The following is a 20,783-nucleotide window of genomic DNA, read 5'->3' as shown; positions in this document are numbered from 1 at the left end:
AATAAAGATGAGTCTTACATGTAATAAAAGACTATTCGTACGTACCGTATGGCGAAGCATTTTGATTGTTTTGCTATTACAAATGCTATGTGTATCTTTGATTTGGTTGTATTATTTTGTCCAGCCCCGTGGTTACCAAGCAACTTTAACATTTTCATTATCTGATTCTGTAGGAAAGCCATTACCAATTAAAAAGCAAGACAATGTTATCGCCTTTTTGTTTTCACAGCCTATGTTCTTCAATGATTCGAATTTTTCTTTAAGTGCTTCTTATAAGAAAAAAAATCATGAAAATATCCGTTTATCGCGTCATGGTGATTTTATCGATCTTACTTTTGAAGCCGAGACACTTGAAGCAGCTCAACGTGGGTTGGAAACTTGGTTTTCCGCATTTTCACAAGCAATCATAAAACAGAAACAATTCTTGTTAAATGATAAATTAGAAGACAAACAATATGATAATATTGCAATCCTTAATATCGTGCAGGAATTTCGTAAATCTATTGATTCTTTTATTCAGCGTGGTGTAAAACAAACAGAGCTTCATGATCTTTCGATGCAATTAATGCAAGCAACTTTAAAGCGTATTCATTTAACAAGTTTGAATTCAACGATTAACATGATGCGTGAAAATGGGCAGTCTTTACTGTCTTTATCGTTTATTGCAGGCAATTCAGCAATTGCTGCTCTGGAATCTAAACGTGATCTCTTGGAAACACAAAGAGCACATATGGCTGTGCAATTAGGGTGGACACATCCTCAAATTAAAGCGATGACTGCAGAATTAGAGACAGTTTCTCATCAATTAAAAAATAAAATTTTACAAATCGTTTATCAAGTTCATTCAGATGAGGTTATTGCAACGGAATTAGAAAAACAGCTCAAAAAAAGAATGAACTTTTTTGTAAAAGATCAATCCCAATCTTTGAATGAAATATTTAACGAGTTTGAAAATAAAATAAAAGCAGCAGTCGATGCCCAAAATGAAGCGATGAGCAAGTCTGCTCAACGAAGAGAAAAAATTATTGATTCATATCGGAGATTGAGTGATGATCCTCTTCTCTTACAAAATACAAATATCCACGTGGTCACGCCAACAACGTTAGCACCAATTTCTTTTATGGCTCTTTATGGAAAAAATATTCTTGTGAGTGCATTGGTCAGCTTCCTTACTCTTTTGCTAGGAATATTGTTATTCTATACGTGCTTTAAAAGGAAAAAAGACCAAATCTCAGAAGAGGATTTGAGATCAAAAGAAAATGATCTTAAGAAGAATGAGAGTATTTTAGTCTCTCAAGAAATGAAAAATTTTGAAGCTTTTATTACGATAGAGGGATTATCTGATGTTTTGAAATGGCGTGCTTCAACCATTATTTCAATCATTGGACCAGAAGCTGCACGGACAGCGGCAAAGCTTTCACTTCATCTCACAAAAGAGAACAAAACAATTTTGTTGGTCGATATTTCTGGTCAACAAATAGAGAAAGTCATTGGCCCACATCGCGGACTGAGTGATATTTTAACGGGCAATGCCAAGTTGCATGATGTTATTTACCGTGATTATGATACGGGGGTTGATATTCTTCCTCAGGGGTTAACAAGTGCTATTTCTGCACAAGATTTTTCAAATGATATTTCTCATATATTACAAGAATTTAAAAAAGAATATGATTTTATCATCCTAGAGATGGCAAGCGAACCAAAATATGGGTTTGAGCAATTTGCAGAGCTAACAGACTATTATATTTGTAATACTGTTCTTAATGAACAAGAATGGATGATGCGTATGGTAGACAGCTTTCCAAAGACTGTTTATCGCGTTGTAGCATCATAAGTTTCGTAAAAAAGAAATATGTATCGCATGTTATAGTGGTACGCTTGTTTTTTGCTAAAGTTGTAGTACATACTAAAATAGACAAAGAGTTAATGTTTAAATTTTAAAATGCATTTTAGTTGGAGAGAAGCGTGGGGCAATCAGAGATGGCAGTAAAGAGATTAAACAATAGCGTTTTAACGCCTGTGCAAAAGGAAAATAGAAAACATATACAGGTGTGGCTTTACTCTATTTTATTGCTTTGTTTGGCAATTGTCTTAGTGGGTGGTGCTACTCGTTTGACGGGATCAGGATTATCTATAACGGAATGGAAGCCAATACACGGCGTTATTCCACCGATTGGTGAGGATCAATGGCAAGAGGAATTTTTAAAATATCAACAAATAGCACAATATAAGCTGCTTAATCCTGATATGACCTTAAGTGCTTTTAAGATTATTTTTTGGTGGGAATGGGCGCATCGTGTTCTTGGGCGTCTTGTTGGTCTTGTCGCTTTATTGGGGCTCATTTGGTTTTGGGCGTCTAAGCGTGTTGAAAAAAATATCTTACTCCCGCTTATTGTTGTACCTATTCTTATCGCCTTTCAAGGCTTTATTGGTTGGTGGATGGTTGCTTCAGGGATTGGGCAAAGTAATTTAACAAGTGTGAGCCAATATCGTTTGGCATTTCATCTTATAACGGCATGTTTTGTTATTGTTTTTGTTACTTATTTATCTCGAGGGCTTGCAGAATATTCAGAAAAACCAGCAAATAAAAAGGTGCAATATTTTGCGGCATGGCTTGTTATTCTCGTCTTGATAGAGATTTATTTCGGAGCTTTGGTTGCAGGGCTTCATGCTGGAAAAGTCTATAATACATGGCCCCTTATGGATGGGCAGATTATTCCTGATGGATTGTTGCAGCATCGTCCTGTTTGGCTCAATTTATTCGAAAATTCCTTAATGGTTCAATTTATTCATCGGTTTTTTGCTTATTTTTTATTGATTGCCTCGGCTATTCATGCTTTCTATGTACAAAAAAATGCTCCACATTCAACTCATTCTCGTCGTGCATTTCTTATCTGTGTTATGATTATTATCCAAGCAGTCTTGGGTATCTTAACACTGTTACATGAGGTTCCGATAAGTTTGGGGCTCATTCATCAAAGTATGGCATTAGTCGTGTTGTGTTTTGTTGTTGCACATTGGCGAGCAACAAAAGGGGCTTATCGCGTTGTTGAATAAAAGTTTGTGGGTAGGGAGGTTTAGTCGCTTGAAAGCATTAAATCGAGGTTTTGGATAGCTGCAGCTGATGCGCCTTTTCCTAAATTATCGAATATGGCGCTGAGATTAAAAATACCTTCACGATCATTTCCAAATACGAACAGTTTCATACCATCTTTATTGGCTAAACACTCTGGATTAAGTCTTTGAAGTGAAGAAGTTTCTTCTTGTGATGCAACTAAAATGGTATTTTGTCCATCGTAATGGTTTGCGAGAATTTCGCGCAAATCAGAACAGTTTGCTGATTTTGTGAATAAATGGCGATGCAGAGGAAGATTCACAATCATTCCTTGGGGAAAACGACCCACACTTGGTATAAAAACTGGGGGTTGATTGATTTGTCCATAGATTTTAATTTCTGGCACATGTTTGTGTTCAAGATTAAGACCATAGATAAAATAATTGTCCTGAATATTTTGTTGAGATTGATTTTCCATTTGTAAAATCAACTGTTTTCCACCACCGGTATAGCCGGAGATTGCATTAATCGAGATGGGATAATCGGCGTCTAGCAGTCCTGCTTCACGGAGTGGGCGAATCAAACTAATGGCACCGGTAGGATAGCATCCGGGATTGGTTATATAATGTGCTGCTTGGATGCGCTTTCTTTGTCCTGCTGTCATTTCAGGAAAACCGTAAACCCAGTCTGGTGCAACACGGTGGGCTGTCGAGCTATCAATAATCCTAATGTTTTTATTTTTTTGAAGCCAATGAACTGTTTCGCGTGCAGCATCATCTGGAAGACACAAAATAGCAATATCGGCTTGATTAAGATAGTCTTGTCGCAGATGAACATTATGGCGATCTTTATGAGCAAGAGAGAGTAGTTTTAAATCTGTACGCCTTTCTAAGCGTTTTTGTATTTGTAGTCCGGTTGTGCCATGTTCACCATCAATAAAAACTTTGGTTAGCATTCTTATTTGCCTTCGTATTAACTTTGCCTATTATATTCAGCTTTTCACATTATAAATTATTTTTAATCATTAAATTATTGAATTTCTTTAGATTATAGATATTTTTTGTAAAAGGTGTAAACAAATAAGAGTGTAAAAAAAGAAATGTAATCTCATTTTTTACTATTCTCGAGAGGAAAGTTTTTCGCTGTTTTTATAACAAAGAATAAGATAAATATTTGCCTCATTATTTTTGAGTGTAAGTAGTTTAAAATGTTTGGTTTGCATGGTTTGCTGTGTTATCGTTCCTTGACTTTATTTTTTTATGTTAGGAATGTGTTTTATGACTCAGCAAGAAAATGACGCACAAAAGCGCTTTTTTAATGATAATTTACAAACTGTTGATGGTGCAATTTTTGACGCAATTAGAGGGGAGTTTGAGCGTCAACAACATGAAATTGAGCTTATTGCTTCAGAGAATATTGTTTCAAGAGCGGTCCTTGAAGCGCAGGGGTCTGTTTTAACCAATAAGTATGCAGAAGGTTATCCAAGAAAGCGCTACTATGGTGGGTGTCAATTTGTTGATGTCGTTGAAGATTTAGCTATTGAAAGGGCAAAACAGCTTTTCGGTGCTGCGTTTGCGAATGTACAGCCTAATTCTGGTAGCCAAATGAATCAAGCTGTCTTTTTAGCTTTACTTCAGCCTGGTGACACATTTATGGGGTTGGATTTAAATGCTGGAGGTCACCTTACGCATGGTTCACCTGTTAATATGTCAGGAAAATGGTTTGATGTTGTTTCCTATGGTGTGCGTCAAGAAGATCAGATTATTGATATGGATGAGGTTGAGCAGCTTGCAAAAGAACGTAAGCCAAAACTTATTATAGCAGGGGGCTCATCTTATCCACGGCTATGGGATTGGGAAAGATTCCGTGAAATTGCAGATGAAATCGGTGCTCATTTACTCGTTGATATGTCTCATATTGCTGGTCTTGTTGCTGGTGGCGTGCATCCTTCACCTGTTCCACATGCGCATATTGTAACAACAACAACACATAAATCGCTTCGAGGTCCCCGGGGTGGTTTAATATTGACAAATGATGAGGCTTTATCCAGAAAAATTAATTCTGCAATTTTTCCTGGTCTTCAAGGTGGTCCTTTAATGCATGTGATTGCCGCAAAGGCTGTTGCGTTTGAGGAGGCTTTGCGTCCCTCTTTCAAGAGTTACAGTGCCAATGTTGTCGCTAATGCGAAAACTTTAGCAAAAACATTACAGGGTAATGGTTTTAATATTGTTTCTGGTGGTACAGATAATCATTTGTTGTTGGTTGATTTACGTTCCAAAAATCTAACAGGTAAACGTGCGGAATTGGCTTTGGGACGCGCTCATATTACCTGCAATAAAAATGGCATTCCTTTTGATTCTGAAACGCCATCTATAACATCGGGAATTCGTTTGGGATCACCTGCTGCCACGACGCGTGGTTTTTTAGAAAAAGAGTTTATTCAAGTTGGTCATCTGATTTCAGAAGTTCTTGATGGTCTTCGGAGTGCAAAAAGTGATGAAGATAATCATGCCGTTGAAATGGCTGTTGAGAAAAAGGTAAAAGATATAACGAATCAATTTCCTCTTTACTCTTATCTTACCACTCGTTAAGGATACAAAGGATGCGCTGTCCTTACTGCCAATATGAGGATACACAGGTCAAAGACTCACGTCCAGCAGAAGAGGGGGCAGTGATTCGCCGCCGCCGTGTGTGTTCTGTTTGTGGTGGTCGTTTTACAACTTTTGAACGTGTTCAGTTGCGTGAGCTCTTGGTTGCTAAAAAAAGTGGACGATGTGAACCCTTCGATCGTGATAAGTTAATGCGATCAGTTGATGTGGCTGTACGTAAGCGCAATATTGATCCTGATCATATTGAACGAGCAATTTCTGGCATTGTACGCCAGCTTGAAAGTTTGGGAGAACCAGAGATTTCTTCAGAAAAAATTGGGCATCTTGTGATGGAAGCATTGAAAAGAATTGATGATATTGCTTATATTCGTTTTGCTTCTGTGTATCGAGATTTTCGTAATGCAAGCGATTTTCACGATGTTATAGATGAATTGTCAAAGGGTATCGCGGATACAGAATCTCGTTTTGATGAATAAAAAAGTGCAAGATGAACGGTTTATGGCTGCAGCTATTCGTTTAGCAGAACGTCATGTCGGTCTTACAGGTGAGAATCCTTCCGTTGGTACGTTAATTGTGCGAAACGATAATGGTGCTGTGGGGGCTTTTATTGTTGGCTATGGCGTAACAGCTATTCATGGGAGTCCTCATGCGGAAGTGCAAGCTTTACACATGGCAGGTTCTTTGGCTCAAGGAGCGACTGCTTATGTTACTTTAGAACCTTGTGCGCATTATGGAAAAACTTCGCCGTGTGTGAATGCGCTTATTAATTCAGGTGTTTCTCGAGTTGTTATTGCGCTGACTGATTGTGACAAGCGTGTTGATGGTCATGGTATTGCTCTTTTGCGAGCGGCGGGTATTGAAGTGGTTGAGGGCATTTTAGCTGAAGAGGCTTTTGAATCCTTATGGACGCATTGGTGCATAAGGAAGATACAACGCTGTGCGGTCACTTTTAAAATGGCAATTTCTGCCGATAATGGTGTTGGAAAAAGAGAGAAGGGCAGCGTAAAAATTAGTGGAACACTTTCTCATGCCCATACGCATATTCTACGTGCTCAAAATAATGCTATCCTCGTTGGTATTGGTACTATATTAGCAGATGATCCACAACTCAATTGCCGCTTGCCAGGGATGGAGATGCGCTCACCAATTCGTATTATTTTGGATGCAGATTTATCTATCCCCCTTGATGCAAAAGTTGTCCAAACAGCCATAAAAATTCCTACATGGGTTATTTGTGATGTGGATATTTCAAAGAAAAGCAAAAAAAATGCATTGGAGCAATATGGTGTGTCTGTTTATTCGGTCGAGATGAACAATGGTTGTGTAGAACCCTTTGCTCTTTTACAGATGCTTTATAAACATGGGATTAATAGTGTTTTATTGGAAGGGGGCGTCAAGACAGGGGAAAAATTTTTGAATGCTGGTTGTGTTGATCATTTGATATGTTTTCATACCCCCATTGTTTTAGGCAAAAATCGTATTGAAGCCCCTCATTTTGGAAATTATCTCTCGCAGTTTCATGAGATTGAGACAAGAATGTTTGGAAATGACCGTTTTTATAAGTGGAGACGTAAGACATTATGTTCACAGGAATTATAACGGATATTGGTTGTGTTGAAGATGTTCAACCTTTAAAGCAGGGGATGCGTTTAAAGATTTCTACCCGCTATGCTATAGAAAGCTTAGCAATTGGCGCGTCAATTGCTTGTTCAGGAATTTGTCTGACAATTGTAGAGCGAGGATTAAAGCAAGAAGATTCCAATTGGTTTGTTGTCGAGGCGTGGGAAGAAACATTACGTTTAACGAATCTTGCACAATGGATAAAAGGAACTTTTGTTAATTTGGAACGTTCGCTTCGATTGGGTGATGAAATGGGAGGACATTTAGTTTCTGGTCATATTGATGGTTTGGCTGAAATCATTGATCAAAAAAATGAAGGGGATGCAATTCGCTTTTATTTAAAAGTTTCAAGACAATTTATGCCTTTCATTGTTAATAAGGGATCTATTGCACTTAATGGGACATCTTTGACTGTTAATGGTGTTGAGGATTGTGTTTTTGATGTTCTTATTATTCGCCATACACTTGAAATGACAACGTGGGGACAAGCTAAAATTGGAGATCGGGTCAATTTGGAAATTGATCAACTTGCTCGTTATGCTGCAAAACTTTTTGCTTTAAAAAGAGAAGATGAATAAGCCAACACTCTATTGATCGTTTTCAGAATTTTATGCTTTATAACTTTGATTTTTTTGATTCGTTTTTTGTGGAATTCCATTATGATGAAAGAGATAGGTAAAAAGCCTCACGTATTGATTGTTGAGGCACGTTTTTATGAGGGGATTTCTGATGCACTTTTGAGAGGTGCAGTGAATACTTTGCAAAAATCTGAAGCAAGTTATGATGTTGTAACGGTTCCTGGAGCATTAGAAATACCAAGTGCAATAGCTTTTGCTGAACAAAACAAGATATCGTATGATGGTTATGTTGCTCTTGGTTGTGTTATTCGGGGTGAAACATATCACTTTGAAATTGTTGCTAATGATTCTTGTCGTGCATTGATGGATTTAACTGTTCATCAGCACTTGGCTATTGGAAATGGTATTTTGACTGTTGAAAACGAAGAACAAGCATGGGTGCGTGCAAAACTAGATGACAAAAATAAAGGTGGTTTTGCGGCTGAAGCTGCTTTATGTATGATCGCTCTAAAAAAGAGATTTGGAGATAATCGTTAAATATGGCTGATATAAAAAGCAGACATTTTCCGCGTTCAGCCAATAAACGTGGAGCAGCAAGACTCGCTGCAGTTCAAGCACTCTATCAAATGGATATCGTGGGTTCGGGGGTGATGGAAACGGCAGCTGAGTATGAGGCTTATCGTTTGGGAAAAGATATTGATGGAGACCAATATCTTGAAGCTGATTTTCAATGGTTTTTGGCTATTATAACGGGTGTTGTAAAAGATCAAAAGCAGCTTGATCCGCTGCTTCATCAACAGCTTTCTGCAGAGTGGTCTCTTTCACGTCTTGATTCTATATTGCGAGCAATTTTACGAGCAGGTTTATGGGAGTTGATCAACCGTAAAGATGTTCCCGTTGCGGTTGTCATGAATGAGTATGTTGACATAGCAAAGGCGTTTTTTGAAGGTGATGAGCCAAAACTTGTTAATGCAGTTCTTGACAGTATGGCAAAAAAAGTTCGCCTCTAAGAGTTACAAATCCCCCCTATTATAGATCTGATATTATCAGACCTATAATATTGAAACGGTATGCAGACTATATAATTTAGTTATGGGGTGGCAAATTCGCAGGGCCTTTTATAATTTGAATTAAGAAAGGATGTTCTTTCGTTACAGTTGGTGTTGTTTGTGTAATAAAATCAAACACTTGACCGTCTTGTAATCCGTAATTTGCAACTTTTGTAACCTGATTATTTTTACTGAAGTAAATGGCTAAAACTTTGCGATCAATAATCTTTGTTTTCATAAACTGCATCCCACGATAACGTGTCTGTGAGATGTAATAAAAAACTTCATTATCATATTTTGTTTTTAATGAAGGGGTCCCTAAAGTTAAAAGAACTTGCTCTTGACTCGAGCCAATAGAGATAGAACTTAGAGCATTTTTATCAAGAACATAGCCTTCTCTATAAATTTGGCTCGAACCTGAAGAATCAAGAAGGCTACACCCCGCAAGCATTCCTATGCTTGCTATTGATAGACCAATCAATAATTTACGTTTGATTAAGGCTATTATGTGAGGCATTTGAAACAATGGTATCTCCTTTTTATACTGAGATGTAGGACAAGAAGGCAACCTCAAGTTTTTTCTAATTTTAACTTAATCTACCGTAGCTTACACTGAGTTTCCCTGTTATAAAGCAAATTATGCCATATAGAATTTCTTTAGAAAAGAAAAAAATGCATAAATACTTGAGATAAATAAAAACATAGTGCTTTACGCGTTTTTATGTTTGGGAGTTGTCAATGAATGTTCAAAATGTTCCTCAAATGACATTTGCTTTGGCTTATCCAATATCTGTACGTTCTCTACCTGCTAAAGGTATAAGGGTTCATTTTTGTGCAAACAAAAAAGAATGTACACATTTAGCCCAGAACCATGATTTAATTGAAGTAAAATCTTGTGAGGGAAAATTCCATATTTTCCCGTGGAAAAAACGCGGAGTGCGTATAAAAGGTCTGTTGCAAGCGCGTATACTACAGTTATGTGTTGTTACATTAGAACCATTAGAAAATATCCTTTGTGAAAATATTGAGGTTGTTTTTGTTCCTGAAGATTCAAATTTGATGAAGCCCCAAATATCAGAGGATACAGGGGAATTGTTTTTAGATGTGGAGGGGCTTGATACTCCTGAAGTGTTTTATGATGATAAAATTGATATTGGCGCAATCATGGAAGAGTTTTTTGAGTTGTCTATTAATCATTATCCACGTAAAGAAGGGATAAAGATGAATATGGGTGAGAATTTAGAAGAAGCAGAGCGAAAATTCTCTCCATTTTCTGTTTTGAAAAATTGGAAGTGATTGTAGAAACATACAAAAAATATCTATTGTATGCTAAACGGTATTTTCTGCGGAGCGATTTTCGCAAGATGTGCTGTGTGAGTATTCAGGAGCCAAAAATCATAATATGTATTTAAAGATGTAAATGAAAAGATGTGGGATATGCAAGCGTGATTAGAATTTCTGTGGATGTCATGGGCGGTGATTACGGTCCAGAAGCAGCTATTGCAGGAGCAGCAATTGTACAAAAATATTTATCAAATATTTATTTTCTATTTTATGGAGTAGAGGAGGCTGTTCGTCCGGTTTTAAAAAAATATCCCTGTTTGGATTCTGTATCGCGCTTTTGCCCTACAGAAAGTTATACACGCATGGATGAAAAGCCAAGCCAAGCACTTCGTAATGGACGTGGTAAATCATCAATGTGGTACGCCATTGAAGCGGTAAAAAATGGTGAAGCTGATGCTTGCATTTCTGCTGGTAATACGGGTGCACTCATGGCCATGTCTTACTTTTGTTTGAAAATGCTTGCAGAGGCTGAACGTCCTGGTATTGCGGGTATCTGGCCAACACTGCGCAGTGAGAGTATTGTTTTAGATATTGGAGCAACAATTGGTGCCTCTGCTAGTCAGTTGGTTGATTTGGCGGTTATGGGAGCAGGTATGTTTCGCGCTTTATATCACACTGAAAGACCAAGTGTTGGGCTTTTAAATGTGGGGGTGGAAGAGGTTAAAGGACTTTATGAAATAAAAAAAGCAGGAATGATATTGCGTGAAGTGCAATTAGAAGGATTGGAATATAAAGGATTTGTTGAGGGCAATGACATTGGAAAAGGAACAGTCGATGTTGTTGTGACAGAGGGGTTTTCTGGTAATATTGCTTTAAAAACCGCAGAAGGAACCGCGCGACAGATAGGAGAGATTTTAAACTCTGCAATGCGCAGTTCTTTTTTAACATCTCTTGGTTATTTTTTATCACGGGGTGCTTTTCGTATACTGAAACATAAAATGGATCCTGATAGGGTGAATGGAGGAGTTCTTTTAGGTTTGAATGGTGTTGTTATAAAAAGTCATGGCAGTGCTAATGCTAATGGCTTTGCTTCTGCTATCCGCGTTGGTTATAAAATGGTTAATAATGGACTTTTACAAAAAATAACGGCTGATTTACGGCGATTTCATGAAAATAAAGCAACACTTTTTGACCAAGAAGATGAAGCGGTGATGAATGGAGAGTCCTTATGATAAGCTCTTATAATAGAAATAAAAAATTTGAAGAAAAGGTAAGAGCTGAATGATTCGGTCAATTATACGTGGTGTAGGAAGTGCTTTGCCGAAAAGAAGTTTATCAAATGATGAGATTGCAAAGTTTGTTGAAACGTCAGATTCATGGATTGTTCAGCGTACAGGAATACGCCAACGTTATATTGCCAGTGAAAATGAAACAACTGTTTCTTTAGGAGTTGAGGCTGCGCAAGCAGCACTTACAAATGCTGGTTTAACAATAAAAGACATCGATTGTATTATTTTAGCAACGTCTACCCCGAATCGTACTTTTCCTGCTTCTGCTGTTGAAATTCAGCATGCTTTGGGAATGAGCCATGGATTTGCTTTTGATATTCAAGCTGTTTGTTCTGGTTTTATTTTTGCTTTAACAACAGGAGATTCTTATTTACGATGTGGAGCGGCTAAAAGAATTTTAGTTATTGGATCCGATACATTTTCTCGAATTTTAGATTGGGAAGATCGTACGACATGTGTTTTATTTGGTGATGGTGCTGGTGCTGTTATTTTGGAAGCACTAGAAACTGAGGGGGGTATTGCTTTTGAGCGGCGTGGTATATTGTCTGCGAAATTGCGCTCTAATGGTGCTTATATAGATAAGCTATATGTTGATGGTGGACCTTCAACAACACAAACGACAGGCTATTTGCGTATGGAAGGACGAGAAGTTTTTAAATATGCTGTTGGTATGATAACGGATGTGGTTGATGATTGTTTTGCAGCTGCAGGTATGGATTCTTCACAACTAGATTGGTTTGTACCTCATCAGGCTAATAAGCGCATTATTGAAGCATCTGCTAAAAAGCTGGGAATTTCACTAGATAAAGTTGTGATTACCGTTGATCAACATGGTAATACGTCTGCTGCATCAGTTCCGTTGGCTTTAACAACAGCTGTTTGCGATGGAAAAATAAAAGAAGGAGATCTTATCATGTTAGAAGCCATGGGAGGTGGATTTACATGGGGAGCAATTCTTATTCGTTGGTAAATTATGGCTACTTGACCATATTTCAAGAAAACGTATAAGTCATTTTGTAATTTTTAATATTTTAATAGGTGGTTATAATGACAAGTAAGACAGTAACGCGTGCAGATTTAGCGAGCGTAGTTTGTAAAAGAGTGGGCTTGTCACATACTGAATCAGCAGCTTTAGTCGAATTGGTTTTGGATGAGATTTGCAACTCACTTGTAAGAGGTGAAGCGGTTAAATTATCTTCTTTTGCAACTTTTCAGGTTCGCAGTAAAAATGAACGTGTTGGACGCAATCCAAAAACAGGTGTTGAAGCACCGATTCCGCCGCGACGTGTTGTGACGTTTAAGGCTGCCAATGTCCTTAAACAGAGAATTTTAGATTCGCATCGTGCAAAACAGAAAAAATGATATCTCATAAATAAATGCCATGGTATGTTTGGTATTTGTTAAAGAAATGTATAAAATAAGGGTCTTTATTTTTTAGAAAAAGACTGGTGAGTAAGGTATCAATGATGGTCTTATTTTTGACTAATCTTGTTGAGAAATTGAGACAGAATGAGCCATTGTGAAGTAATTTATTTTGTTTTAAATAAGGTGTTACAAAATGGATAAAAGCTCTGATGCTTTTCGCACAATTAGCGAAGTAGCGGAGTTATTGGAGCTTCCGCAGCATGTCTTAAGATTTTGGGAAACACGTTTTAGGCAGATTAAACCAATGAAACGTGGGGGAGGAAGGCGCTATTATCGTCCGGTCGATGTTGATTTGCTCAATGGTATTAAGCAGTTACTATATGATCAGGGTTATACTATAAAAGGTGTGCAACGCCTTTTGAAAGAAAATGGTGTTGCTTTTGTGATTGCATTGGGTAATGGTGATCTTGATGCTATGAATGTGGTCATAGAGAAGAAACATGCAGGACAAACTTCTGAAAATGCTAGCAATAAGCCTAAGAAATCTTCTTTTGGGCTTTTGAGTTTCATGAGGAATGAGGGAGAAACATCTGTCGGTTCTGTGAATCTTTACAAAGATAAAACTGATAAAGCATTGTTACAAGAAATTCTGTTTGAACTCATTGAATGTAAGCGTGTTCTTGATAGAGCACGATAATAATATTTTTTTTTATTTTATATGTGTTTCGTAGATATTTAGATGTTTTATGGATGTACACAGAATTTAATACGTTCAACGAGTGGTCATGTATCGTATGTGTATATTTAACGAGTTTTTTATAAGAGTTTTTCATTTGGTAAAATATGAAGAAGGGAAAGAGTAAATGCTGAGCTTTGCCATTTTTTTTGATTTGGCTTTATAAAAATTAAGGCAATATCTCATCAGTGTAGATTGCGGGATGTAGAATGCCATTAGCTTACCAATTCATGTGCTTGTTTTAAAGAGATGTTTCTTAAGGCTTCTTAATCTTATTTTACCATAATGCCTCGTGAATGATTAATGGTAAACTCGTTGAGTACCGCTATTTTTATACTTATGAAGGTTCAAGTCGGCATCATCATTATAATTATAGCTTGTTCTCAATGACTGCAACAATTCTTAGCACTTTAGGCGGTTCATTGTAGGCATTTTAAAAGTCCTTTCTCAATAATTTTTATCCACACACTCATTCCGCTTGTTTCGTGCAAGCAAATGATTTTGATAGATTCAACATAAACATATTAAAAATAAGAGAAGCCTATGATATTCGAAACCTTATTTAATATGAATAACGATATATTATCATTATAAATCAATATCTTGTCCTTTTTATAAGGGCTTATCTTACGAATAAGAAATATCATTGTTCAGCTAATTTTACATATTTTTTATTAATAAATATAATCTTGTTTTCAGTTTTCTTGCTTGATGTTGCTATAATTATTGTAATGATCTATCCATGATAATAGCAGCATCTTTTCATTATAAAGGTAAAAGATTAATGTTATTATTAATATTCAATTGTCTATGATTTTTGCAATTTAAACAGCTCATAGCTTACATTCAACTTTTTCACCAATCTACCTTGTAGAGGAAGAGCACGTTATTCTTTCTGGTGATAGGTCATTGTGCATGAAACAAAAACACACTACAATATCAAATTATTTTATTTTGTACAAAAACTGAAGATTTATAGTAAAAAATTAACGTATTACCATCTTCTGTGGTATTATGCATTTATTACACGTTGCAAATCTGGAGGTGTTGCTTCATTTGAGAGTTGTTTAATCACATCTTCTACAGATAAAAGGGTTTGATTTGTACTTCCTAAGCGGCGCATATTTACGCTGTTTGTTTCAGCTTCACGTTTGCCACATACCAAAATTACGGGGACTTTTTGTAAAGAATGTTCTCGTATTTTATAGTTAATTTTTTCATTGCGGAGATCTATTGTTGCGGAAAGCCCAACAGCTTTAAGTTTTGCTGTTATTTTTTTGGCATATTCATTTGCTTCGGATGTAATTGTTGCAACAACAATTTGTTCAGGAGCAAGCCAAAGTGGCATATGTCCAGCAAAATTTTCAATTAATATACCAAGAAAACGCTCCATTGATCCAAAAATAGCACGGTGGATCATAACAGGTTGACGTTTTTCTGAATCTTTATCAATATAGAATGCACCAAAACGTTCAGGGAGATTAAAGTCTATTTGTGTTGTTCCACATTGCCATTCACGACCGATAGCATCCTTTAATGTATATTCAAATTTTGGACCATAAAATGCTCCTTCACCTGGAAGGATGCTTGTTTTGATTTGTCCTGCAAATTTTGTTTCAATCGTTTTAAGGACAGATTCCATGATACTTTCTGCATGATCCCATAATGCATCAGATCCAACTCGTTTTTCTGGACGTGTTGAAAGCTTAAGACTAATTTCTTTAAAACCAAAATCAGCATAAGTTGATAAAATAAGATCATTAATACTGAGACATTCATCGGCTAATTGTTCATCAGTACAAAAAATATGCGCATCATCTTGTGTAAAACCACGCACACGCATAAGACCATGTAAAGAGCCTGAAGGCTCATAACGATGAACAAGTCCAAATTCAGCAAGTCTAATAGGCAAATCACGATAAGATTTTAAACCATGTTTAAAAATTTGCACATGACCAGGGCAATTCATTGGTTTAAGGGCATAAACATTCCCATGATCTGAATCTTCTTCTGCTGAAATTACTTTGAACATATTCTCCTTATACCAACCCCAATGGCCAGATATTTCCCAGAGTGACCTATCGAGAACTTGTGGTGCATTAACTTCAGCATATTGATGATCATCAAGGCGTCTACGCATATAGCTGATCAAATTTTGGAACATTTTCCAACCTTTTTTGTGCCAAAAAATCATTCCTGGCCCTTCTTCTTGAAAGTGAAATAAGTCCATTTCACGTCCCAAGCGGCGATGATCACGTTTTTCAGCTTCTTCTAGCATATGGAGGTAGGCTTTTAAGTCATTTTCATTTGCAAATGCTGTTCCATAAATTCTCGTGAGCATTGGATTATTGGCATCGCCACGCCAATAAGCTCCTGCAACTTTCATTAATTTGAAAGCATTCCCAATTTGCCCTGTAGATTGCATGTGCGGTCCGCGACAAAGATCAAACCACTCCCCTTGATAATAGATTTTTAAATCTTGATTTTCAGGAATGCTATCAATAAGTTCAACTTTATAAAATTCCTTTTTCTCAGAAAAAACTTTTCTTGCTTTTTCACGAGACCAAATTTCTTTTCTAAAAGGTTTATTGCGTTGGATAATTTCACGCATTTTCTTTTCAATGACGGTGAGATCATCTAATGTGAAAGGTTGTTGGCGTGCAAAATCATAATAGAATCCGTTCTCAATGACAGGACCTATTGTTACTTGCGTTTCAGGAAAAAGCTCTTGCACTGCTTCAGCAAGGACATGGGCGCAATCATGCCTTATGAGCTCAAGAGCGCGTGAATCTTCTCGGGTAATAATCTCTACTTGACCAGATTGTCCCAATGGATCCGATAAGTCTCGCGTGATACCATCAAGACTATAGGCGACTGCTTTTTTTGCAAGTGATTTAGAAATAGATTCTGCTAATTCCAAGCCTGTCATTTCGGCGGGGTAATTACGTTTTGAACCATCGGGAAAAAAAAGAGAAATAGAGCAAGACATAAAAACACCCTTTTAATCCAATTCCGCTAACGATTGCGGATGGTTTCGTGAAAATTGAGTAAAAAGCTTATAGACTAATTTTTTATCAATACATGTGAAAAAAGAAAAGGATTATTTGTTGTGTTTGTCAGAAATTTTCCAGTAACGCCAAGGTTTATAAAAACAGCAAGAATTTCCAAGCGATGGAGGGACTGGATCAAAGCCATCTGTTCCAAAGGGCCCACAACGCATGATACGAAAGAGTCCCATCCATGCACCAGCCCAAAGCCCATGGCGTGCAATCGCTTCATATGTATATTCTGAACAAGTCGGGGCATGGCGACATTGATTGCCTATAAGGCTCGAAAGTGTTATTTGATAGAACCGTATTAAGAAAATACCCAATAATCGTCCGGGTGTTTTTTGCCAAGTGCCTGTGTAATTCCGAGTCAACTTTTTTTGTCTAGATTGTGATTTGAACATTTATTTTTCTTCAATTTTTTGAATGCAGTCTATCGTTGCATCAAAGGGTAGTAGTGTTGCTGCATGGCGCACTTTATAGTCTTTAATGGGCTGTAAGCAAGAAAAATCCTCAAATGGAGCTTGAGGAGAAGGACCATTTTGCGTTAGCATTTGGTAGATAACTTCACGCAATATTTTAAGATCTTGAGTTGTTTGTCCGATGATATGAGATGCTAAAAGTGAAGCTGAAGCTTGCCCTAGCACACATGCATGTATTTCGTGAGCAAAATCGGTAATAATACCATTTTCCACTTTTAAATCTACAGTGATTGTCGAACCACAAAGGTGTGCATGTTTTCTTGATGTTGCATCAGGATTATTAAGACGCCCAATTTTGCCTATATGTGCAGCATATTTAAGTATTTTATCATTATAGATATTATCAATCATGCGCTATTGCCTGAAATTTTGAGAGTCGTGATTGTTTAAACTTTTAATTCGCTTATATAGAGATTATACAAAATGAGATAGGTATGGAGCAAATGCTTTGTATAGAGTAAGCTTGGAGTTTTTGAATGCGTAATGTTGTTAAAGAAGACGCAAATTTATCTGAAGAAAAGCGTCCGAGTATTGAAAAGGTGGAAGAAGCGATTCGTACATTACTCTTATGGATAGGGGAAAATCCAAATAGAGAAGGGCTTTTAGATACTCCAAAACGTATAGCCAAGGCATATCGCGAGCTTTTTAATGGTTATAGTCAATCGGTTAAAGAAACCTTAGGTACAGTTTTTGAAGAGGTTTCAGGATACAATGAAGCCGTAATCGTAAAGAATATACCTTTTTATTCACACTGTGAGCATCACATGATCCCAATTATTGGGAAAGCACATATAGCATATCTTCCTAATGCAAAAATTGTTGGTCTTTCAAAAATTGTACGTGTTGTAGATATTTTTTCTCGTCGTTTACAAACTCAAGAAGCTATGACAGCGCAAGTGGCTCACGCGTTAAAAACGTATCTGAAGCCTCATGGTGTAGCAGTATTGATTGAGGCTGAGCACATGTGTATGGCTATGAGAGGAATCCAAAAACAGGGCTCTACAACAATTACAAAAAACTTTCATGGTTATTATGAAAAAGATCAAGCGGCACAAGCACATTTTATGATGATGATTCAAAGGTCATAGTAAAGCCCATATTTCTCGTAATCTCTATTAAGTTATAAAGCATCCGGATAAAATAAATTATGAGAAAAAGAAAATTGGCTTGTACCTTTCTTTATGATTTGTTAAAGGCTAAAAACCAAGATTTTTTCTTTCCACGTGCGGTCGTGGCGGAATTGGTAGACGCGCAGCGTTGAGGTCGCTGTGGGGCAACCCGTGGAAGTTCGAGTCTTCTCGACCGCACCAGTTAGCAGTGAGTCTCTCCATAATGAGATGAAGTTATGTTAGAGAGAGGGGATTTATAGGCATTATAGAGAAATCTTTTTTGTATGTTATTTGTTGGTGTGTTGCCAATAATGTTTCGTTTTTTATTACTTTATCTATGCATTTGAAATGTTATATTTTTATAAGGTGGGGTGAAGTTGCAGTGAGAAGTATAATGATTCTGAGATATTTAACACTTCTTATTTGTATTTCTTTATTATCAGCGTGTAGTGATTCACGTGCTGTACTTTGGCATGGGGTGCATGCAACACCTTCTATGACTGCCGTAGAAAGGGAAGTTGAAGGGAAACCAGTTTCTCCAAAAGCCATCGTTCCAGTGTATGTTGCAACAAGTCGTATGATGCAAAATAATTACGCTCAACCTTATGGTGCAGAGCGATCAAATAAAGTTCATTATAATCGTGTTGACGTAGGAATTCCTCAGCAACATGTAAAGGGAGTTGTTGAAATAAATGCCTATAAACCTACGCATGATAAGTATTTTTCAGCAGTAGCATTGCAAAAATACGATAATAAAGAACAGTTTAAACAGCAATTAAATGCTGCTTTAGCAAAAAAGCCAAAAGGAAAAAGAGAAATTTTTCTTTTTATCCATGGGTATAATAATAATTTTGCAGATGGTACATTTCGTACAGCACAGTTTACACACGATTATTCTTTAAATGTTGTCGCTGTGCATTATTCTTGGCCTTCGGCCGGATCAGTTCCTCTTTATATTTATGATCGTGACAGTGCTAATTTTGCCCGTGACGGATTGATAGAGCTTTTAACACTTATTAGTGAAACCAATGCTGATCAAATTTCGGTTATTGCACATTCTATGGGCAATTTTGTTATAATGGAAGCATTTAGAACGTTAGCGTTACAGGAAAAATATAGGCCTATTCGTCGTATTACAAGTTTATTAATGGCTGCACCAGATATTGATGTTGATGTATTTGAGCGCCAACTTAATGATATAAAAAAACTCCCGCAGCCAACCGCTATTTTAGTATCCAGAGCAGATAAAGCTCTTGCGGTTTCAGGACGTCTTACGGGTGGACATCATCGTGTGGGCGATGGCTCAGATATTGAAATGTTGCGTAAAAATGGAATAGCTGTTCTTGATTTTTCTCATGTGGATGGGGGAGCACACAATGTCTTTGCATCTTCGCCAACGTTGATGGCTCTTTCTCGAGAAGGTTCTTTGGCTTCCACAATTATGCAAGGTACAGAATTGTCACCTAGTCAAGCCCTTCTTGCTGATGGCAGTAGTGTGTTGGAAAAAACAACACATCTTATCCTTTATACACCTGTACGTTTTCTCTCTCCACGGATTCCACGTTGATCGTGAAAAGAGAGAAGGGGCTCCATCGAATAATGTATTGGAGGTAATATTTTTTAGCACTTTCTTTAGAATGGTCTTGTAAAATGAAAAATAAATAGCGGGATGAATGTAAAAAACAGTCATTAGGTGAGTTTGTGATGATTGCACGGAAACGCTATGTTAATACGCCTACAGTTGTTGATTATTTATCTCATTCCGCAATTAAGTTATTAAACATTCATGCTATGCTTGTGAAGGTGAGAAAAGGTGATATGGGGGAAAAACCAAATTTATTGCGTCAAATTGATTCTACAAAAAAACAGTTAGATGAGATAAGCCATGCTCTTATTTTAGAATATCGTAAACGCCAAGAAAATGAGCGTTTTTTAAAACAAATTCTGCTATCCATTTCTGATCAACTTTTTGCACTTAATAATGGTTTTAAGGAAACAGGACGTCTTTTTTTTCAAGAAGTTAGAATACTTCAATCTCAGATGCAATGTTTGTATGAGGGAAAGGAGAGGCTGCATTTGTTGAATAGCCAAGAATCTTTTTGTTCTCCATCAAAGATTGATGAAGTCATTAAACAGTTACAAAAAGCACGAGAAAAGCTTATTCTTGAAAGCCCACATCTCTTTGAAAAAAGCACAAAAGCTAAACAATAAAAGTTCTTTAGTTGAGCAGATAGATAATTTGAATTTTACAGCAAAAACGCTGTTAGATAGAAGGCTATAACCTTTTTAAAGAAAAAAATTTGCTTTAATAAATGAAACACATGCCTTATATCTTTGCTAAAGTTAAGGCTGATGAATTAGGTGGCTTTATTGAAAAAAAATGTTTGTGGAAAGAATTTTACAAAAAACTTTCTGATTCTTTTAATAATAGCCCGCCGGATAATTTTACCAATGTCATAAAGTTGTTAGTATATTCATTAGGCAAATAAAAAGCAAGTAAAATAAAATAGTTATGTCTAATATAAGGGAATAGGTGAATCTTGATTCTATTGAGTTTTTT

The 20,783-nt window shown here is 36.8% G+C and carries 21 protein-coding genes and 1 tRNA gene; 17 read left to right on the top strand and 5 right to left on the bottom strand.

From position 1 onward, the window contains the following. The first annotated feature begins 7 nt into the window (after positions 1–7). Both ACFILT_RS09440 and ACFILT_RS09435 read left to right on the top strand, forming a co-directional pair. The gene (locus tag ACFILT_RS09440) at positions 8–1,834 is read left to right on the top strand and encodes a hypothetical protein (RefSeq protein ID WP_375679981.1); all 1,827 of its coding nucleotides are present in this window, start codon (positions 8–10) and stop codon (positions 1,832–1,834) included. A 146-nt stretch (positions 1,835–1,980) separates the two neighbouring features. After that, entirely contained in the window at positions 1,981–3,057 is a 1,077-nt protein-coding gene (locus ACFILT_RS09435) for a COX15/CtaA family protein (RefSeq protein WP_375679320.1), read from the top strand. 20 nt (positions 3,058–3,077) lie between these two features. On the opposite strand, the gene argC is transcribed toward ACFILT_RS09435, so the two are convergent. Then, positions 3,078–4,010 (bottom strand): N-acetyl-gamma-glutamyl-phosphate reductase, encoded by a 933-nt coding sequence (gene argC / locus ACFILT_RS09430; RefSeq protein WP_375679308.1) that lies wholly within the window; start codon positions 4,008–4,010, stop codon positions 3,078–3,080. Between the two features lie 322 nt (positions 4,011–4,332). On the opposite strand from argC, the gene glyA reads away from it, so the two are divergent. The 6 genes from glyA to nusB all read left to right on the top strand — a co-directional run bounded on the left by glyA (position 4,333) and on the right by nusB (position 8,872). Further along, on the top strand, positions 4,333–5,646 hold the full coding sequence (gene glyA / locus ACFILT_RS09425) for a serine hydroxymethyltransferase (RefSeq protein ID WP_375611569.1): 1,314 nt from the start codon (positions 4,333–4,335) through the stop codon (positions 5,644–5,646). Positions 5,647–5,657: 11 nt separating this feature from the next. Then, a complete protein-coding gene (nrdR, locus tag ACFILT_RS09420) occupies positions 5,658–6,140 on the top strand; it encodes a transcriptional regulator NrdR (protein WP_375611570.1) in 483 nt (160 codons plus the stop codon). Next, positions 6,133–7,263, top strand: a complete 1,131-nt coding sequence (gene ribD / locus ACFILT_RS09415; protein ID WP_375679307.1) for a bifunctional diaminohydroxyphosphoribosylaminopyrimidine deaminase/5-amino-6-(5-phosphoribosylamino)uracil reductase RibD — start codon at positions 6,133–6,135, stop codon at positions 7,261–7,263. The genes nrdR and ribD overlap by 8 nt, the downstream gene beginning before the upstream one ends. Continuing rightward, entirely contained in the window at positions 7,245–7,862 is a 618-nt protein-coding gene (locus ACFILT_RS09410) for a riboflavin synthase (RefSeq protein ID WP_375613061.1), read from the top strand. Before ribD ends, ACFILT_RS09410 begins: the two co-directional genes overlap by 19 nt. Positions 7,863–7,943: 81 nt before the next feature. After that, positions 7,944–8,399: a 6,7-dimethyl-8-ribityllumazine synthase gene (locus ACFILT_RS09405; RefSeq protein ID WP_375679306.1), complete on the top strand. Its 456-nt coding sequence runs from the start codon at positions 7,944–7,946 to the stop codon at positions 8,397–8,399. Positions 8,400–8,401: 2 nt separating this feature from the next. After that, entirely contained in the window at positions 8,402–8,872 is a 471-nt protein-coding gene (gene nusB / locus ACFILT_RS09400; RefSeq protein WP_015856452.1) for a transcription antitermination factor NusB, read from the top strand. 76 nt (positions 8,873–8,948) lie between these two features. Here nusB and ACFILT_RS09395 read toward each other — a convergent pair whose 3' ends face one another. Next, positions 8,949–9,428, bottom strand: coding sequence for an outer membrane protein assembly factor BamE (locus ACFILT_RS09395; RefSeq protein ID WP_375613146.1), 480 nt, complete (start codon positions 9,426–9,428; stop codon positions 8,949–8,951). 221 nt (positions 9,429–9,649) lie between these two features. Here ACFILT_RS09395 and ACFILT_RS09390 point away from each other — a divergent pair, with 221 nt between their 5' ends. The 5 genes from ACFILT_RS09390 to ACFILT_RS09370 all read left to right on the top strand — a co-directional run bounded on the left by ACFILT_RS09390 (position 9,650) and on the right by ACFILT_RS09370 (position 13,546). Next, a complete protein-coding gene (locus ACFILT_RS09390) occupies positions 9,650–10,207 on the top strand; it encodes a DUF177 domain-containing protein (RefSeq protein ID WP_375679305.1) in 558 nt (185 codons plus the stop codon). 149 nt (positions 10,208–10,356) lie between these two features. Then, positions 10,357–11,427, top strand: coding sequence for a phosphate acyltransferase PlsX (plsX, locus tag ACFILT_RS09385; RefSeq protein ID WP_375613059.1), 1,071 nt, complete (start codon positions 10,357–10,359; stop codon positions 11,425–11,427). Between the two features lie 49 nt (positions 11,428–11,476). Beyond that, the gene (locus ACFILT_RS09380; protein ID WP_375679304.1) at positions 11,477–12,454 is read left to right on the top strand and encodes a beta-ketoacyl-ACP synthase III; all 978 of its coding nucleotides are present in this window, start codon (positions 11,477–11,479) and stop codon (positions 12,452–12,454) included. Positions 12,455–12,531: 77 nt separating this feature from the next. Then, on the top strand, positions 12,532–12,846 hold the full coding sequence (locus ACFILT_RS09375) for an integration host factor subunit alpha (protein WP_273791377.1): 315 nt from the start codon (positions 12,532–12,534) through the stop codon (positions 12,844–12,846). Between the two features lie 196 nt (positions 12,847–13,042). Further along, positions 13,043–13,546: a MerR family transcriptional regulator gene (locus ACFILT_RS09370; RefSeq protein ID WP_375679980.1), complete on the top strand. Its 504-nt coding sequence runs from the start codon at positions 13,043–13,045 to the stop codon at positions 13,544–13,546. Positions 13,547–14,597: 1,051 nt separating this feature from the next. On the opposite strand, the gene thrS is transcribed toward ACFILT_RS09370, so the two are convergent. The 3 genes from thrS to ACFILT_RS09355 all read right to left on the bottom strand — a co-directional run bounded on the left by thrS (position 14,598) and on the right by ACFILT_RS09355 (position 17,465). Continuing rightward, positions 14,598–16,574 carry a threonine--tRNA ligase gene (gene thrS, locus ACFILT_RS09365; RefSeq protein WP_375679303.1) on the bottom strand — a complete coding sequence of 659 codons (1,977 nt, stop codon included), beginning with the start codon at positions 16,572–16,574 and terminating at the stop codon, positions 14,598–14,600. A gap of 111 nt (positions 16,575–16,685) precedes the next feature. Next, the gene (gene yidD / locus ACFILT_RS09360) at positions 16,686–17,036 is read right to left on the bottom strand and encodes a membrane protein insertion efficiency factor YidD (protein WP_375607118.1); all 351 of its coding nucleotides are present in this window, start codon (positions 17,034–17,036) and stop codon (positions 16,686–16,688) included. Next, the gene (locus tag ACFILT_RS09355) at positions 17,037–17,465 is read right to left on the bottom strand and encodes an iron-sulfur cluster assembly scaffold protein (RefSeq protein ID WP_375679302.1); all 429 of its coding nucleotides are present in this window, start codon (positions 17,463–17,465) and stop codon (positions 17,037–17,039) included. It lies immediately after the preceding gene. A 125-nt stretch (positions 17,466–17,590) separates the two neighbouring features. Here ACFILT_RS09355 and folE point away from each other — a divergent pair, with 125 nt between their 5' ends. From folE to ACFILT_RS09335, 4 genes are all read left to right on the top strand, one after another. After that, the gene (gene folE / locus ACFILT_RS09350; protein WP_375679301.1) at positions 17,591–18,202 is read left to right on the top strand and encodes a GTP cyclohydrolase I FolE; all 612 of its coding nucleotides are present in this window, start codon (positions 17,591–17,593) and stop codon (positions 18,200–18,202) included. 137 nt (positions 18,203–18,339) lie between these two features. Further along, positions 18,340–18,424 (top strand) — tRNA-Leu (locus ACFILT_RS09345). Between the two features lie 193 nt (positions 18,425–18,617). Continuing rightward, positions 18,618–19,790, top strand: coding sequence for an alpha/beta hydrolase (locus ACFILT_RS09340; RefSeq protein ID WP_375679300.1), 1,173 nt, complete (start codon positions 18,618–18,620; stop codon positions 19,788–19,790). A 137-nt stretch (positions 19,791–19,927) separates the two neighbouring features. Then, a complete protein-coding gene (locus ACFILT_RS09335) occupies positions 19,928–20,434 on the top strand; it encodes a hypothetical protein (RefSeq protein WP_375679299.1) in 507 nt (168 codons plus the stop codon). Positions 20,435–20,783: the final 349 nt, after the last annotated feature.

The sequence above is a fragment of the Bartonella sp. AP7XZML genome, from assembly GCF_042195745.1.
Taxonomy (GTDB): domain Bacteria; phylum Pseudomonadota; class Alphaproteobacteria; order Rhizobiales; family Rhizobiaceae; genus Bartonella.
The sequence above is the reverse complement of the archived record's forward strand: the minus strand, read 5'-3'. Positions and strand labels throughout refer to the sequence as shown.

Bases quoted from the DNA above. Each gene is read 5' to 3' on its own strand.
- ACFILT_RS09440 (WP_375679981.1), top strand. From the start codon at position 8: ATGAGTCTTACATGTAATAAAAGACTATTCGTACGTACCGTATGGCGA.
- ACFILT_RS09435 (WP_375679320.1), top strand. From the start codon at position 1,981: ATGGCAGTAAAGAGATTAAACAATAGCGTTTTAACGCCTGTGCAAAAG.
- argC (WP_375679308.1), bottom strand. From the start codon at position 4,010: ATGCTAACCAAAGTTTTTATTGATGGTGAACATGGCACAACCGGACTA.
- glyA (WP_375611569.1), top strand. From the start codon at position 4,333: ATGACTCAGCAAGAAAATGACGCACAAAAGCGCTTTTTTAATGATAAT.
- nrdR (WP_375611570.1), top strand. From the start codon at position 5,658: ATGCGCTGTCCTTACTGCCAATATGAGGATACACAGGTCAAAGACTCA.
- ribD (WP_375679307.1), top strand. From the start codon at position 6,133: ATGAATAAAAAAGTGCAAGATGAACGGTTTATGGCTGCAGCTATTCGT.
- ACFILT_RS09410 (WP_375613061.1), top strand. From the start codon at position 7,245: ATGTTCACAGGAATTATAACGGATATTGGTTGTGTTGAAGATGTTCAA.
- ACFILT_RS09405 (WP_375679306.1), top strand. From the start codon at position 7,944: ATGATGAAAGAGATAGGTAAAAAGCCTCACGTATTGATTGTTGAGGCA.
- nusB (WP_015856452.1), top strand. From the start codon at position 8,402: ATGGCTGATATAAAAAGCAGACATTTTCCGCGTTCAGCCAATAAACGT.
- ACFILT_RS09395 (WP_375613146.1), bottom strand. From the start codon at position 9,428: ATGCCTCACATAATAGCCTTAATCAAACGTAAATTATTGATTGGTCTA.
- ACFILT_RS09390 (WP_375679305.1), top strand. From the start codon at position 9,650: ATGAATGTTCAAAATGTTCCTCAAATGACATTTGCTTTGGCTTATCCA.
- ACFILT_RS09380 (WP_375679304.1), top strand. From the start codon at position 11,477: ATGATTCGGTCAATTATACGTGGTGTAGGAAGTGCTTTGCCGAAAAGA.
- ACFILT_RS09375 (WP_273791377.1), top strand. From the start codon at position 12,532: ATGACAAGTAAGACAGTAACGCGTGCAGATTTAGCGAGCGTAGTTTGT.
- ACFILT_RS09370 (WP_375679980.1), top strand. From the start codon at position 13,043: ATGGATAAAAGCTCTGATGCTTTTCGCACAATTAGCGAAGTAGCGGAG.
- thrS (WP_375679303.1), bottom strand. From the start codon at position 16,574: ATGTCTTGCTCTATTTCTCTTTTTTTTCCCGATGGTTCAAAACGTAAT.
- yidD (WP_375607118.1), bottom strand. From the start codon at position 17,036: ATGTTCAAATCACAATCTAGACAAAAAAAGTTGACTCGGAATTACACA.
- ACFILT_RS09355 (WP_375679302.1), bottom strand. From the start codon at position 17,465: ATGATTGATAATATCTATAATGATAAAATACTTAAATATGCTGCACAT.
- folE (WP_375679301.1), top strand. From the start codon at position 17,591: ATGCGTAATGTTGTTAAAGAAGACGCAAATTTATCTGAAGAAAAGCGT.
- ACFILT_RS09340 (WP_375679300.1), top strand. From the start codon at position 18,618: ATGATTCTGAGATATTTAACACTTCTTATTTGTATTTCTTTATTATCA.
- ACFILT_RS09335 (WP_375679299.1), top strand. From the start codon at position 19,928: ATGATTGCACGGAAACGCTATGTTAATACGCCTACAGTTGTTGATTAT.